The organism is Pseudomonas sp. TE3552 (assembly GCF_056278945.1).
Genome location: NZ_JBWBQJ010000001.1, coordinates 2,978,863 through 2,993,997, shown reverse-complemented (window position 1 = coordinate 2,993,997; position 15,135 = coordinate 2,978,863). Strand labels below are relative to the sequence as shown.

Below are 15,135 nucleotides of genomic sequence, written 5' to 3'. Positions count from 1 at the left end.
AGGCCATTACACTGGGCGAACACCTTCTTTGGGAGGTGCTGTTTAAAAGTTTCGGATATAAGAATGGGCGACCCTGGGGTCGCCCATTTTTATTGGAGGATGGAGCCGATCCGGGTCAGGATACGGTCTACGCCACCAATAGCCAGATTCTGGCGTCAACTTGAAATTGCATCCTCTACCCGAATGCTGGCCTGGAGCTGTTGCCGATAATTGGCTGCTCGTTGAAGCACTCCGGTCAAGGCCTTGAAGTTCGCCGGTTTGGTTAAAATGTCATTGGCTCCGGCGGCCCTGAAACGCTCTATCTCGCTTGAAAAAGCGCTCGCGGTAAACGCAACGATGTAGCAAGTATCGCCTAGCGGTAGTGTGCGAATCTTACGCATGGCCGCTAGCCCATCCATAACAGGCATATTGATATCCATAAAAATGATATCTGGAGTCGACGTCATGCACTCATTGACCGCCTCCAGACCATCTGACGCAAGGGCGGGTGTATAACCCAACGCCTGTAACATCGCCAGGGCAACTTTCTGACTGATGGGATGGTTCTCCACCAGCAAGATATCAAGCGGGTAATCCTCGGCAAAAGATGAGTCGAAATCAACGGATGCCGGATCGTCCCCGAGGGGTATTTCCGAGACTGAAAAAAGCTCCATCGGGAGTGAGAAGGAGAACGTCGACCCGACACCAGGTTGACTGGTAAAGGACAAAGTCCCCCGTTGCGCCTCGATCAGATTCTTGCAGATTGAAAGACCGAGCCCGCTCCCGGTAAAGCGTTGACTGACCGGCCCTTTAAACTGGGTAAAGGGCTTGAATAAGCTGTCTTGCCGCGCCAAGGGGATCCCTATGCCGGTATCGCGAATGGAGAAATCGAGCCGGGCTTGAGGGCCGTAACCGCTAGTCGTGACCACGAGTGATACTTGTCCGGCTTCGGTGAATTTGACCGCATTGCCCAACAAGTTGATCAATATCTGGCGAAGGCAATCGCTATCGGTTTTGACCCAGGGAGGTACGTCCGGTGAGACCTGGGCTTCAAGGACTATTGGCTTGTCCTGAATGTTTTGCCGGATCACTTCAATACTGGATGAAACCAGTACTCTCACGTCGAATACACGAGGCTTCAACTCAAGTTTACCGGCTTCGATTTTTGCAAGGTCGAGAACGTTGTCGATAAGAGACAGCAACGTTCGTCCGCTGGTATGAATCGTTTTTACCAGACTACGTTGCTCGGGATTCAGGGCAGACCGGGCCAACAACTCGGTGGTGCCGATGACACCGTACATGGGCGTGCGGATTTCATGACTCATGGTGGCCAAAAATCTGGTTTTTGAACGATCAGCGTCCTCGGCGGCATTTTTTGCCTGATTCAATACCTGTTCATTTATTTGCAATTGCTGAAGATGCGCACGCATGCGCAAAAGACTGAAGGCGAGAAATACCAGAATGGCAAGGACGATATGGTGCAGGGAGTCTTGATTAAGTTGCTGGTAGTAATCCGTCAACGTCATCTCCGCACCCGCCACATAAATCGTACCGTCCTGGGATTTCATTGGAACGAAGACCGCGCGAAAGTCCCCCCAATGATCCGAGTAGTCGATCCAGGTGGGCTCGGTGCGCTCAAAACTGTCGAGCAAAGCCTGACTGGCATCCGGATAGGGATCGAAAAAGCGTACGAAATTCTTCTCCAGGATCTCTTTTTTCGAGGCGCTGGAGCTGACTAGATAAGCCTCGCCCGAGCGTTTGACCACGCTGTAGACAAAGGCAGTCCCCATGGACTCGTTGAACCGGGAGAGCCGCTGAATGGCATCCCAGTCTTGCGCTTGCGTTTTCGACTGTTTGTCGATCAGATTGTCATGGTAGCGATCGCCAAGGATGGCCGAAGCCCCCAACGCGGCATGCAGCAGCTTGTTATTAATATTGTCAGTGAGGATTCCTTGAGTCTCGACGTAGAGGTAGTAGATATAGCCACTGACACCTACTGTGTAGGCCAAGAGAAAAATCCATGTTTTCCGTTTGAGTTTGAACATAAATCACAGCCTCCATACTGTGGGCCCAAGCATAATTTGAAGGCGGGCTGAAAACCATTGTTTTGTTTTCGCTGTTTTGAGGTGAGGGCGGTGAGGAACTACTTGACCGAAGAGCCAGTTTTTTGGGTGTTGAGCCGATTTTTTGGATTGATCAGAAATTTAAAGACAGTTTTTAACAAACTCTTGCGAAGTGCTGCGTGCATAAGCCTGGGAAGCGGAATTGAAAATTTCGGATATAAAAATGGGCGATCCTACCCTGGGTCGCCCATTTTTTATTGATGATTTAAAGTTGCGCTCGCAACCATGACTCGACACATGCCGATTACCGGCATCGATTGCACGATCCCTTCCCTGCTGATCGACACTGGGTGGATCGAGATTGTCCAGCGCCCGGTTTACCAACAATTCACCCAGCACGGCCAATTGCTGAATCGACAGCGCCAGGCTGCGGTGCGAGCCTTCGAGTTCACAAGCAAAGTCGGTAGCCAGCACATTGAGCGAGGCGAGGGTTTCACAGGCGTGGCTTAGCAGGGTTTCGGTGTCGATGTTGGGGAGGAGGGTGAAAGCGTAGAACCGAAAGGGGGCAGATTAATGAAATACTAGCAAAATGGGATAGATTTATTTTTATGAGTACGTTGAGAGTAAACCTGTCCCCTTTATGCTAAATGGATCTGTTCTGTTGTTCGAAAGAGTCTTCATAAACTGATAATGCTGTTTTCCAATTTTCAAATAGCCGTCCTTCGGATCCTTCGACTCCTTCGGGGGGCGGCATGTATCTAACTAAAGAGGAAATTTCTTCTGGATAATTGAAGTCTGCGTACAGTTCTTCCACTATTTCAAGCGGATCGTCATAGTTTTCTTGATGCTCAAATAAAAAAGAGAGTAATAAAAAGATCCAAGGTTTGGTGGTGTCTGTTGCTGGTGAGAGGTCCTTGTTAGCCAATGAATGGAGTAAGTCGTTTGCCAAATAATTTTCTTGAGGTAGCAATGAGGCGAGCTCAATGGCTTCTTGTGAAGATTTTTCTGTTAGGGTTTTACAAGCGTATTCCGATACTCCTTTTTCATCTATAAAGCCATGCTCAAACCCATACAGAAGCTCTTTCCAATTTAACCATGGAGTTTTTTTGTATATATAATAGCTGTCAAGCGAAAAATTTTTCATTTTTGTATCTGCTTGCAAAAAAAAGGAGCAGATTTATTTTCATGTGCATAGAAAATAAATCTGTCCCCGTTTCTCTAAAAATTTAAAAAACCTGAATTTTAAAGGGCGAAAATCTAAATGTGAGGTTAATTGGCCTTTTTTGATTGCGTAAAAAAATATAAGTTGGAGGTGGAATTGTCCATTTTTTTAACCATATTTTCTTGGATGTATTGGTTTAACTCTGATTCAACTGTAGCGAAGTTTGTGTATTTTGCATGTTTCTCTGGGAATTCGCATGCATAGTTATACAAGCGCCATGCGTCGAATCCATCGGTTCTTCCATTTGGCCCGAAATCGAAATCCACACAGTACTCCGGGTATTCGATCATGCATCCGTTCCCATGTAACTGATAGCTTACACCCTTAAAAATCTCTCCTCGTTGAGCTATTTTATTGTCATGCCATAATTGGTGTAGTGATCTCGAGCCGAATTTGTCTTCAAGCAACTTCAGTGAAGCTTCCACGGCGCTTAAAAAATCAAAAATTAATAATTTCAGATCTTTGTTAATCATCTTCTCAGCCAAAAGGGGAGCAGCCAAAAGGAACAGATTTATTTTCATGAGTGCGTAGAGAATAGATCTGTCGCCTTTCTTGTTGTTTTTTCTTGTTGCTAAATTACTCTGAGTCCATAAGTGTTTTGTATTTCGCAAATGTAGTGATAGCTTGCTCGTCGCCATCAATTAAATTTTCATAAAAGCTAATGTTTGTGGCCCATTCTTGGAATATAAGCGAGCTTTTGTATTTATTGTTTTCTTGAGTTCGAAAGCTAAGTTTCCAATGAGAGGAAAGTCGCTCATCAATAATATCAAAGACATCCGCTGCATATGGTTTTGGATACTCATCATCTTCTTCTGCGCATATATAGAACCAAGGGCAGTTGTCTCGAAACTCGATGCCGTAAACCGTGTATTCCATTCCCAGTTGCAAGTCTAGCTCGCCGTCAGGCATGAATATGTAACGCTTTAAACGCATGACGGTTTCTGGTGCTGATATGTCATTCAGATTGTTGATTTTGCATACGACTTTCATTTGTCGATGACTCCGGGTGGCACTGATGGGTCATTACCCCAAGGTTTTATATCATCGGTGCTGTGTTTTTTGAATTTGAAATCCATGAGCTCTCCAGTCTGCGGATTGCGTACATAATGTACTACGGAGTCATTTCCGTTCTTCGATTTTATCTTGAGCTCAACTTTATCCATTCCTTTAAAGGCAGGATCATTGAGGTTTTCGATAATAACGACGCCTCGACCTTCTTTAGCTGCCTGTAATGTCATCTGATCTTGAATGCTTTTAGGTTCCCGACTCCACTTGTCCGGTTTTGGAGGGGCTGGAGGGGGAGGAGATCCTTCATTTACGGTCGCTTTAACTGGTGGATCTTCCAGTCTGATTTCCGACTTGCTACCACCCGCTCCAGGACAGCTTGTCAACCCCAACGGATCCACCCACCCCGTAGGGTTAAGCACGTATTGGTAGTTGTCCAACCCACCCGCAAGCTTGATCGGATCCGGCGTCAAGAACCGCCCAGTCCCCGGATTGTAGTAGCGATGCCGGTTGTAATGTAACCCTGTCTCGGCATCGAAATACTGGCCCTGAAAGCGCAGCGGGTTGTCGATTTCGGCGACGTCCAGCGCAGCGAGGTTGCCATAGGCGCGGTACTTGGCCGACCACATGATTTCGCCGCTGTAATCGGTGAGTTCCTGCGGGGTGCCGAGGTGGTCGAGTTGGTAGTAGAACGGAGCGGCTTTCAGCGGCCCTTCGCCGTCGAGCATCGCCAGTGGGCGGAAAGTCCCGGGCTCGTAGATGTAGCTGCGATAGCGGTTGTCGCCGCTCTCGGCGATGAGGCGTTCGCCTTGCCAGAGGAATTCGGTGGTATGGCCATCGACGGTCTTTTCGAGGCGTCGACCGAAGGCGTCGTATTTGTAGGATGCGACGCTGCCACCCGGCAGGCTGACGCCGATCAGGCGATGCTGGCAGTCGTAACGGTACTCGGTAACGAGTTTCTGCCCGGCGCCTCGGCGTTCGCGGATCAGGTTGCCGTAGGCGTCGTAGTCGTAATGACGGTCGCCCTGCATCAGCAGGCGGTTGCCCTTGACGTTGGCGAGGTTGGCGGTCGGCTCGTTGTTTTGGCCGAGGAGGTTGCCCGCCGGGTCGTGGGCGAAGCTTTCAGGCGTAGCGCCGCGTACGTTGATCAGGCGGTCAAGCGGATCATAGTGATAGCTGCGGTGGCCTTTGCGGCTGTCGTCGATGCCGGCGAGGTTGCCATTGGCGTCGTAGGTGTAGCGGCGCTGGAACAGATTCTTTTCGCGCTGGCTGACGCTGTGGGCTTGCAACCGACCCTGTTCGTCGTACTGGTATTGGCTGAGCAGCAGCCCTTGTTGGCGCTGTTGTTCGCGGCCGGCGTTGAACTGGTGGCTGGTCAGGCGCGAGCCGTTGAGGTCGATGCTGCTCAGCTGGCCGCCAGGCTGGTGGCGGTAGTCGAGTTTGCTGCCATCCGGCAGGCGGCAGTGCTTCAGTTGGCCGACGCTGTCGTACTCGTAACGCAGCGTGCCCCAGCCCTGGTGTTCGGTGATCAGGCGATCTTGCAGATCGTATTCGTAGGCGAGGGGCCAGTGGCTGTCGTCGACGTTGACAAGGCGCCCTAGGGCGTCATAGCTGTAGTGAATTTCTTCACCGTCAGCCAGGGTTTTCACCAGCAGACGGCCAGCAGCGTCGCGCTGGTACTCGGTTATCAGCTCGCTGCCATCGTCGCCGAATTCGGTTTTTTTCAGCAGTTGGCCATTGAGATCGTACTCGTAAGCGGTCCGGCGACCGTCGAAACCGGTTTCCTGCTGGATCAGGCCGTTCGGGTAATAGTCGAGGTGGTAGTGCTCGCCACGTTCGTTTTCGATCTCGGTGAGCAGCAGGCGCGAGTTGTCGTAGCGGTAGCGCAGCTGGCTGCCGTCCGGGTTGATGCGGCGGCTCACGAGGTGCAGGTTGTCTGCGTATTCGTAGCGGGTGATGCGCCCGAGTTCATCCCGTTCGGCGGTGACGCGACCATACGGGTTATAGGTGAAGGCGCGGGTGGCGCCGCCGGGGAGGGTGATTTGTGTCAGTCGATCAACGGCATCCCATTGGTAATGGGTGATGGCGCCGATTTCATCCTGACGTGTGATTTGCCTACCTAGCGCGTCGTAACGGTACTTGCGTTGGCCGCCGTCGGGCAGGCGTTCTTCCAACAGTTGACCGAGGTTGTTCCAACCCAGTTGATGACGACTGCCATCGGGATGGCGGATTTCCAGCAGGCGGCCTTGACGGTCGTAGTTGTAGTGGGTTTCGGCGCCGTGAGGGTCTGTTTGCTGGGTGATATCGCCTTGACGGTTGCGCTCGTACTTCCAGCGCGCTTTACCTCGCTGGACATCAATGAGTTGACCATTGAAGTAGTTGTAACGGGTCGGTTCGTCTTCTGGCGGGATCACGGCCATCAAGCGCCCGGCATCGCTGTACTGATACTCGGTGATGGCGCCCATCGGGTCTTTTACTGCGACCAGACGTCCCTGATCGTCATAGGCTTTCTGCGTTTCCCCACCATCGGGAGCGGTCTCGCTGATCAAACGCGCATTCTTGTCATGCACGTACACATGCTCGCTGCCGTCGGAGTTGTAAGCAGTCACTGAACCTTTGTCATCCCACTCGTAACGCGCTTCCAGCTGCGAGTAGTTAGCCCAGTGGCGGACGCAACGGGAGAGCTTGCCTTCACGCTCCCATTCCCAGAAAAAACTGGCACCACCGGCCAGTTGCCGTTCCAGAATGACGTGCTGGTCGTTGTAGTGGTAATGCTCGGTTTCACCTGCCGCATTGGTCGAGGATACGAGCTGATTACGCGTGTTGTAGCGGTAGGAGACCAAGGTCTGAATGGTTAGCCATGGATCCTGGCGTTCACCGCGTTCGTTGTACTCGGAACGTTGTTGTTGATGATCCACTGCAGCGATATGACGGTTGTCGTAACGCAGCAGCAAGGCGCGGCCTGCACCGTTGTCGATGCGTTGAATGCGGTCGACAAAGTCATAACTGATATGCACCCGATTGTCGTAGGCATCGCTGATGGTGATCAATCGCCCGGCACGGAAGTGATAGAAGCGTGCTTTTGGTCCCGCCTGGGTAAGGATTAACTCACCGGGTGCATCGCCCAAATAAATCGCCGCCTGCGCCAGGCTGTTGGTGATAGCCGGGCGTTGTTCGGTTGGCATCGGGAAGCGGATCTGGCGGTTTTCGTTGTCCGTCCACAGCACACCTTCATCGTCCAGTTGCAAACGATGAGACAAGGAATGGCTCCAACCGTGGCCAAGACGGCTGTCGATTTCGACCGCACTGCTTCGGTAAAGGCGCGTCCATTCCAGAGGTAACAACCCACCCAGCTCGCCATCGGAGAGGGTCAGTAATTCCTCGCCGGTCACCATCGAAATCGGGTCGTCTTTGAGGCAGGTTTTATTGGCACACTCGGTGGGTTGGTCAGCCGGGTTTTTCGATTGGTTTGGCGCGTTGTCGACCGCTTCTTTTTGCTCGACGCGTGTGGCGCTTTCAGTTTTGCCGCGCGCCTGGATCTGCGCATCCGTTTCCACTTTTCCACCGGCGACAGGTGGCTTTTTCTTCGGCGCCGTTGCTGTTTCGGCGGGTTTGGGCGGGGCGATCTCAACGTTGGCTTTACGCGCCGGGTTGAATGCCGAATTGCCATTAAGCAGTAAAGGCCGAGCAGCCTCGGTATGCGGTGTGGCGCTTGTTTTGCTGACTTTCATCAGCATGCCGGTAAAATCTTCAATCAGTTTCACAACTTTGGCGCTGTTTTGCGTGGCTTTAACTACCTTTGTGCCAATGCGCACGGCCAAGCCGAGACCACCGGTCAGGACGACACCAACCAGAATGTTCAGCAGGAACTCTGTGGTCAGCTGAGCCAGCACTTCTGTGCATGTCTGCGGCGGCAGCATCTTCACCCACGCCACGATGGCAGCGACATAGATCCACATCAGTGGTTCATCGCTGGCGATCAACAAGGCGGTATGAATGGCCTCAGCGGAGGCGTCATAAATCTTCTTGATTTGCTCTTCGGTGAAGAAGTTTTTCAGCTTCTCGTAGTTCTCACGAGGATGCGCAACCAGGTTGTAGAGACTTTTGATATCACCCCACAAACCCATGATCGCTTTCAGAAAGCCTTCCCATGCGGCCTCCAGTTCCTGCAGGGCACGGCCACCCATCGAGGCATCGGTATGTGCCTGCCAAAGCGGTAGGAAACTGGTGCTCCATTCAGTCTGCAACCAGCCGCTCAAATCGCCGATCACGCCCTGATAGGAGTTGAACAGGCTGTCGATCTGCGCGCGAGTGGGGTTCGGGAAGAACGTGATTTTGTATTGCTGATTGGGCGTGAGGCCGGTGACTTCCAGAATCCCGGTCGAGTCGATTGTCTTGTTGATTTCCGGTCCGGTTTCGTTCTTGCCAATGAATCGGCCATCCACCACAGGCACCAGACGGACCGGCGTATTACCGATCGGAACAAATCGTGCAGACTCGAAGCTATGCACAAGCGTGAGCTTGCCGTTGGCCGGGCAGTTGGCATAAAGGGTGTTTTCCTTTTTGCTGTCCTTGTCCTGAGTACCGACCTCATCACCGACCTTGAATTGCTGTTCCGCGTCCAGCACACCGCCGTACCAGGCCTCGGCATGCTCACGGTAATCCTTCAGGCACTTCTTGAAGTCACTGATGATGGCCTGAGCATCAGGTTGTTTTGCCGTGAGGTTGCCTACGATCTCACCCATCAAAATGCTCATACAGCCACCTCATTTTCCAGATGGGCCTTCAACAGCCCGGTGAAGTTTTCTTCCGTGAGCGGCGTGCGTTTTACGAAGCGCGCCACTTTTGTTCGCAGGTTGGATTCGGGGAACGAGAAGTACAGGTCGGCGTGATCCTCCTTCAACCACTGCATCATGTTGCCGACTACGGTCGATGGGTTTTGCTTGGTCAGGCCATCAAGCAACGCCTTCGGCACCTCCCACCAAGGCCAATCCTTCGCCGGTGGCACCACTCTCGGCCCCACCTCCAGGCTCTTGCCATTAATCAAATACCGATCAAACACCGGCAGCACTTCCCCAGCGGCATCGCCGAGCCCTTCCAGAATCGGGTAGATATGCCGCCCATCCCAGAACCGGAAAAACACTTCGGTCCCGTCCGGCATCCTTACCTGAGTGAGGCTACGCAGATGTTCGAACACCACGTTCGGTTCGCTGCGGGAAACGGCCAGCCACCCCCCAATCGAGGGCATCCGTTTCGGCAATCCATGACAGGAAGCTTGAGTTGGGTTTCAACTCGGTGAGGTAGGGCATTACCGGCTGCCAGGCCGCGTAGGGTGTACCGCCCCAGATCGGGATCGCCTGGGTTGTGGGTTCATTTTGGTAAAGCGACTTGAGCGCTTCGGCATCACTGGCCGCGCTAACAATCAAGTACAACCGCTCACCCGTCTGCAACGGCCGTTCAGCCAGCCAAGCCTGCGGAGTCATCGGATCAGATCGCACAAGCACCTGCCTTGCATTTCTCGCACTCTTCACAGAACGGCGCATTACGTTTCAGCGTATTGATCTGCGCCGGGCTCAGAACCGCACCAGCCTTATCCGCATCGGCCTGTTTCAACGCCCCAGGCAACAACGGCGCAGCCCCCGTCCCACTTCCCGGCCCACCTCCGGAGTTCATGTTGATCACCGGCCCGCTCAGCGTCACGCCGCTGGCGTCGATCTTGATGAAGCTGCCGCCGCCCTTGAGGGTCAGTTCGCTGCCGGCTTCGAGCACGACTTTCATGCCGCTGCTCAGGTGGATTTCCTGGCCGGCTTCGATGAATTGGCCGGTGCCGACTTTGATGTGCTGGTTGACGCCCACGGTCAGGTGGTCATTGGCGCGGGCTTCGACTTTGCGGTCGGCATAGACGGTGTGGTGTTCTTCGGCCTTGAATTCGCTGTAGCTGTTTTGCTCGACGGTGTCGTGGCGTTCGTTGCCGACGCGGATTTTCTGGTCGTGTTCGACGTTTTCGTCCCAGTCGCGCTGGGCGTGCAGGAAGATTTGTTCCTGGCCCTTTTTGTCTTCGATGCGCAGTTCGTTGAAACCACCGCCGCCCGGAGAGCTCAGGGTTTTGAAGGTGCTGCGGGTTTTGTTCGCCGGCAGGGCGTACGGGACGACGTTTTCCTTGTGGTACAGGCAGCCGCTGATCAGCGGTTGGTCGGGGTCGCCTTCGAGGAAGCTGACCAGCACTTCCATGCCGATGCGCGGAATGGCGATGCCGCCGTAATGGGCACCGGCCCAGGCGGAGGAAACGCGCAACCAACAGCTGGTTTTGTCGTCGGCCTGGCCTTCGCGATCCCAGTGGAACAGCACTTTGACGCGGCCGTATTGGTCGCAGTGGATCTCTTCACCTTTGGGCCCGGTGACCACGGCGCTTTGGCTGCCGAGGATCCGTGGTTTGGGGTGGTTCAGCGGCGGGCGGTTCGGGACGTCCCAGGGGGTGGCCTGGAAGCGGTTGCGGTAGCCCTGATGGAAATCGTCTTTCAGGTTGGTGGTGCTGCTGGTGACCGACTCTTCCAGCACTTGCGGCTGTTTGCCTTCGTGGAGGATTTCGGTCAGCAGCCACAGGTCGTTCCACTTGGCCTTGGGGTGTTGGGTCAGGGCCAGGAAGTGGCCGCTGACCAGCAACGGCTGATCGCTTTTGCCTTCGACGAGCTGGAAGTCGCTGCGGTGACGCTCGAGGGCGCGTTTGGCCAGGTGCTTGCCGCGTTCGCGGTCGATGAAGCGACCGGGGTAGTCGTAGTCTTCGAGGTCGGGCAGGGCGTCGCCACGGTGTTCGCTTTCCAGGGTCAGGCGCGGTTTTTCGAAGTCGTAGTCGCGGCGGGTGGTGCGGCTGGTGCGGGTTTCCAGGCGCAGGTCGAAGCGCTTGATCACCGGGTCGTTGGCGACCATGCCGGAGTCTTGCTGATAGGCCACGGGTGCGAGTTTCGGGAACACCGTCTGGTCATCGCCAAACACCAGCTTGTGGGCCGTGGCGCTGTGCTGGAAGTGGTAATGAATACCTTCTTCCTCGCACAGGCGCTGGATGAATTGCAGGTCCGATTCATCGTACTGGACGCAGTAAATGCGCTCGGGATAAATCGCCCCGACTTTGAATTCGTAGGCGTTGCTCTGGATGCCATGCTCTTCAAGGACCATGCCGATGATTTTCGGTACGGTGAGGTTCTGGAAGATGCGTTGGTTGATGCGGTGCGCCAGGTAAGACAGCTGCGGACGCAGGGTCACGGCGTAACGGGTCAGGCGTTTGCCGGAATCGCCCTGGGCGGCGCGGTAGATCTGGCCATGGATGCCGCTGCCGTCAGGCGAGAGCTGCAAAAAGGCCGGTTTGTGCAATAGCGTTTCGAGGTCCAGGGATGGCTGTTCACTCACCAGATCCACCTCAAATACAAAAGGCTGGCTGATGGCTTCCCGACCTTGCAGGGCAAGGACCTGGAGATCGTTTTCCAGACCTTCGACAGTCAGGGCAAAGTGAGTCTGATTGGCCGGCGCGAACATCCCTTGTTCCTCGTGCAGTGCTGCGGCGCACGCCGGCACCCAAACGGGTGCTTGCGGACGCGAAAATTCCTGGAAGGCGCAAATGACATCGACCAGCAGAGCTGGCCGATGTTTGGAACCGTCAGCCGCGATTAAGCGACTGGAACACGCCAGTCATCGGAACCCGAAGTACCGGATACTTCGTGGGTCCAGGTGATTTTGCGGTAGGTGAATTGCACTTCTTCCAGGTGCGTGAAGTGCGAGTTCGACGGATCCTGGCAGTTGTGCATTTTGTTGTTGATGGCGACGATGATCGCGTCTTCCAGTTTGGTGGTGTAGTAGTGCTCTTGGGTACCTTGAGCCGAAGTGCGGTACCACTGGATAACGATTTCGCTCATGCGCTCGCCGGAGGTCAGCGCCGCTTGCAGCAGTGGCGAGGACTTGTCGTAGACCTTGGTGATCACGACTGGCTTGTGTACACGCTGACCGGTCGGTTGGCCGGACTGTGGGTCACGCGGGATGATCACGTCGTGGCTGAAAGCCTGAACCATGACCTGGTCTTCGTGGCCTTCCTGGTAGGTGTTGCCAACGGAGTCGGCGGTGAATGCGCCGGCAGTGATCAGGCCTTGTTTCTCGCCGGTAACGGACATGTACGCTGGTGTAGCCATGGATGTGCTCCTTGCTAAAAGTTAGGGTGCCCGGGAGGCGGTATCGCCCGGTGGGTGCCTGACTGTTATCAAGGAGCGTGCCAGAAATTATTAAAGCTATATAAATCAGGTGGTTGAGGTTATTTTTCCAACGCTGAAGAGATTTTTGGCAAAGATCCGCTGAAAAAGTGCGCAAGAAGTTGCGCACCACTGCGCAACTTCTTGCGCACTCGGCCGGAGGGCTTGATAAACCTGACGTCCAGCCTCGCTCGAGGACTTTTCACCGACACGGTTGCGCAACTTCTTGCGCATCAAGGCCATGAGCCGTCACCCCCGACAATGGGCGCAACGAACAGCGCTGTCCGATGGTCAAACCCAGCGCCGAGATCATTGAATAACCCGGACATCGACTGGAGAACGACATGAAAATCCTGATGGTTTTAACGTCCCACGATCAATTGGGTAACACCGGTAAGAAAACCGGCTTCTGGCTCGAGGAGTTCGCCGCACCGTATTACACCTTCAAGGACGCTGGCGCGCAGCTGACCCTGGTCTCACCCAAGGGTGGCCAGCCACCGCTGGACCCCAAAAGTGATGAGCCAGACGCGCAGACCGCGGCCACCGATCGCTTTCGCAAGGATTCTGCTGCCCAGTCTGCATTAGTGTCTACCGGGTTGCTGAGTACCGTGAGGGCCGAAGATTACGACGCTGTTTTCTATCCAGGCGGGCATGGACCGTTATGGGATCTGGCTGAAGACCCCTTTTCAATTGCGCTGATCGAGTCGTTTTACAAGGCGGGCAAACCGGTGGCGGCGGTCTGTCATGCGCCGGGGGTATTGCGCCACGTCAAGGATGCGGACGGCCAGCCATTGGTCAAAGGCAAGCGAGTGACAGGCTTCACCAACTCCGAAGAAGCCGCTGTGCAGCTGACGGATGTCGTGCCGTTTTTGGTGGAGGATATGCTCAAGGCCAACGGTGGCCTTTACTCCAAGGCCGATGACTGGGCGAGTTACGTGATAGCGGATGGTCTGTTGCTGACCGGTCAGAACCCGGCGTCTTCTGAAGCGACCGCCAAGGCGTTGTTGGCGAAGCTGGGTTAAGCGATGAAGCCTGCGGGTCGACACTTTTTATGTGGCGAGCGAGCTTGCTCGCGCTGGGCTGCGCAGCGGCCCCAAAACTCTGCGTACAAGCGGAGATTTTGTGAGTGCTACGCACTCAAGCGGGAGCAAGCTCCCTCGCCACAAGGTGTGTCTGACTGGTCAAGTCAGACTCGGTAATCCCAATGTCTTGCAGCATTCCTCAACCGACCGCCGCTGCGTCTCGGCATACAGCCCCAATTCATCAATCGTCGAACGCCCCAGCGCTTTTTCAAACGCCTGCTGGTTCGAATGCACGCCATAGTGGGTTTGCGCCGCATCCCCAAGGTTCGACTGAAAAATCCCCGCCGCGCTGACCGGCAAAAAGTCTTCATACACTAGCGGTTCAACCCGCACATAGCCGTCGCGAAGCAAATCCTCCAGCGACAAACCGTTCAGCTCATCCGCCGCCAAGCCTTTTTCGGTCACAAAGTAGCGAAAGTACGCCAGTTCCTGTCGGCGCATATCCTCGACGGTGTCAGGAAATTCGCCGAAATGCTGTGTCATGAGCGCGTTGTAGCGTGCGGCGTTGGCTTCGTTGGGGAAATCCTTGAGTTCATCCCGGGCGGCGTTGAGCAAGCGGTCGTAAAGTGCCCGGCCTTTGGGGGTGAGCGCCGCGCCGCGTTGCTCGATTTCACCGAAGCGGGCGCTGTGGCTGCCACGGGTTTGAGCTTGATCGGTGAAGGCGACAGGTTCGTCCAGCGCCTTGAAGCTGGTTTGACGCAGCAGGATCGGGCATTGGCGGCGAGGCGGGCCTTCGATCACTGCTTTAGGGGTGATGCCATGGGCGGGCATTTGTGCCTGCACGATGTCGATGTCCAGGGTGCGTGGGGTCAGGTGGTTGATGTGCGGGCCTTTGAAGGCCACCACGTCGGCGATCAGTCGATGCTGGGCGCTGAGTTGCTGGTATTGCTCGGCGGTGACGGTGGCGCTGTGGTGCCAGCGGAAGGTCTCCAGGGCTTGTGCGACGAAGTCCTGCGCCTCGTATTCAGTCAGGCCACCCTGGGTTTCAGCGCGTTCAATGAGGGCCAATGCCGCCGGGGTGAAGATCGAGCGCGTATCCAGCACCGACTGGGCAAAGGCCCGCAGTTCGGCGTCTTCGATCAGCTCCAGGCGCAGCAGCGAGGTGAACACCCGGAACGGGCTGATCTGCAACGCTGCTTCATGCACAGCGCGGAACGCGGTGGAATGCACCGGCACGCCGGCCGGGGTCAGGTCGTAATAGCCCACTGGCTGCATGCCCATCACGGCGAACAGGCGGGCGAGGGTCGCCAGTTCAGCGGCAGTGCCGACCCGGATCGCGCCGTGGCGCTCCAGGTCCAGCCGCTGGATTTCACCGGTGCTGGGCAGCTGTCGGGCGATCTGCGGATCGCTGTCCAGCACGTGGCGATTGGTCTGTTCCACCAAGGTCATCAGCGCGCCATACAGCGGCACTTCTTCGCGGTACATGTCGGACATCGCTTTGGAGAAGCGTTGGCGGATCAGGTCAGGGCTGACGAAGTTCGGGTGGCTCATGAAAAAAAATTCCTGGCGCGGTGTGATGGATGCGGGAAAAGATCGCAGTCTTCGGCGGC

9 protein-coding genes and 2 pseudogenes are annotated in these 15,135 nt (G+C 55.0%); 1 reads left to right on the top strand and 10 read right to left on the bottom strand.

The window, feature by feature from the left end; translation table 11 throughout:
• Positions 1–155: 155 nt before the first annotated feature.
• The 9 genes and pseudogenes from ACZ9BB_RS13270 to ACZ9BB_RS13230 all read right to left on the bottom strand — a co-directional run bounded on the left by ACZ9BB_RS13270 (position 156) and on the right by ACZ9BB_RS13230 (position 12,446).
• Positions 156–2,024 (bottom strand): ATP-binding protein, encoded by a 1,869-nt coding sequence (locus tag ACZ9BB_RS13270; protein WP_476214173.1) that lies wholly within the window; start codon positions 2,022–2,024, stop codon positions 156–158.
• Between the two features lie 366 nt (positions 2,025–2,390).
• Positions 2,391–2,594 (bottom strand): annotated as a pseudogene (locus ACZ9BB_RS13265) (DUF6124 family protein); the annotation flags it as partial.
• 91 nt (positions 2,595–2,685) lie between these two features.
• Positions 2,686–3,186: a DUF2247 family protein gene (locus ACZ9BB_RS13260; protein ID WP_476214172.1), complete on the bottom strand. Its 501-nt coding sequence runs from the start codon at positions 3,184–3,186 to the stop codon at positions 2,686–2,688.
• 125 nt (positions 3,187–3,311) lie between these two features.
• The gene (locus ACZ9BB_RS13255; RefSeq protein WP_476214171.1) at positions 3,312–3,785 is read right to left on the bottom strand and encodes a DUF6896 domain-containing protein; all 474 of its coding nucleotides are present in this window, start codon (positions 3,783–3,785) and stop codon (positions 3,312–3,314) included.
• A 55-nt stretch (positions 3,786–3,840) separates the two neighbouring features.
• The gene (locus tag ACZ9BB_RS13250) at positions 3,841–4,254 is read right to left on the bottom strand and encodes a hypothetical protein (protein WP_007900671.1); all 414 of its coding nucleotides are present in this window, start codon (positions 4,252–4,254) and stop codon (positions 3,841–3,843) included.
• Positions 4,251–9,026, bottom strand: coding sequence for an RHS repeat-associated core domain-containing protein (locus ACZ9BB_RS13245; protein ID WP_476214170.1), 4,776 nt, complete (start codon positions 9,024–9,026; stop codon positions 4,251–4,253). The genes ACZ9BB_RS13250 and ACZ9BB_RS13245 overlap by 4 nt, the downstream gene beginning before the upstream one ends.
• Positions 9,023–9,752, bottom strand: a pseudogene (locus tag ACZ9BB_RS13240) (DUF4123 domain-containing protein). The gene ACZ9BB_RS13245 and the pseudogene ACZ9BB_RS13240 overlap by 4 nt, the downstream one beginning before the upstream one ends.
• Positions 9,753–9,756: 4 nt before the next feature.
• Complete coding sequence (locus ACZ9BB_RS13235) at positions 9,757–11,799, bottom strand: type VI secretion system Vgr family protein (protein WP_476214169.1); 2,043 nt, start codon at positions 11,797–11,799, stop codon at positions 9,757–9,759.
• A 131-nt stretch (positions 11,800–11,930) separates the two neighbouring features.
• Positions 11,931–12,446 carry an Hcp family type VI secretion system effector gene (locus ACZ9BB_RS13230; protein ID WP_007900657.1) on the bottom strand — a complete coding sequence of 172 codons (516 nt, stop codon included), beginning with the start codon at positions 12,444–12,446 and terminating at the stop codon, positions 11,931–11,933.
• A 401-nt stretch (positions 12,447–12,847) separates the two neighbouring features.
• On the opposite strand from ACZ9BB_RS13230, the gene ACZ9BB_RS13225 reads away from it, so the two are divergent.
• On the top strand, positions 12,848–13,525 hold the full coding sequence (locus tag ACZ9BB_RS13225) for a type 1 glutamine amidotransferase domain-containing protein (protein ID WP_476214168.1): 678 nt from the start codon (positions 12,848–12,850) through the stop codon (positions 13,523–13,525).
• Between the two features lie 159 nt (positions 13,526–13,684).
• Here the strand turns inward: ACZ9BB_RS13225 and hglS are convergent, their stop codons facing one another.
• Complete coding sequence (gene hglS, locus ACZ9BB_RS13220; RefSeq protein ID WP_476214167.1) at positions 13,685–15,076, bottom strand: 2-oxoadipate dioxygenase/decarboxylase HglS; 1,392 nt, start codon at positions 15,074–15,076, stop codon at positions 13,685–13,687.
• Positions 15,077–15,135: the final 59 nt, after the last annotated feature.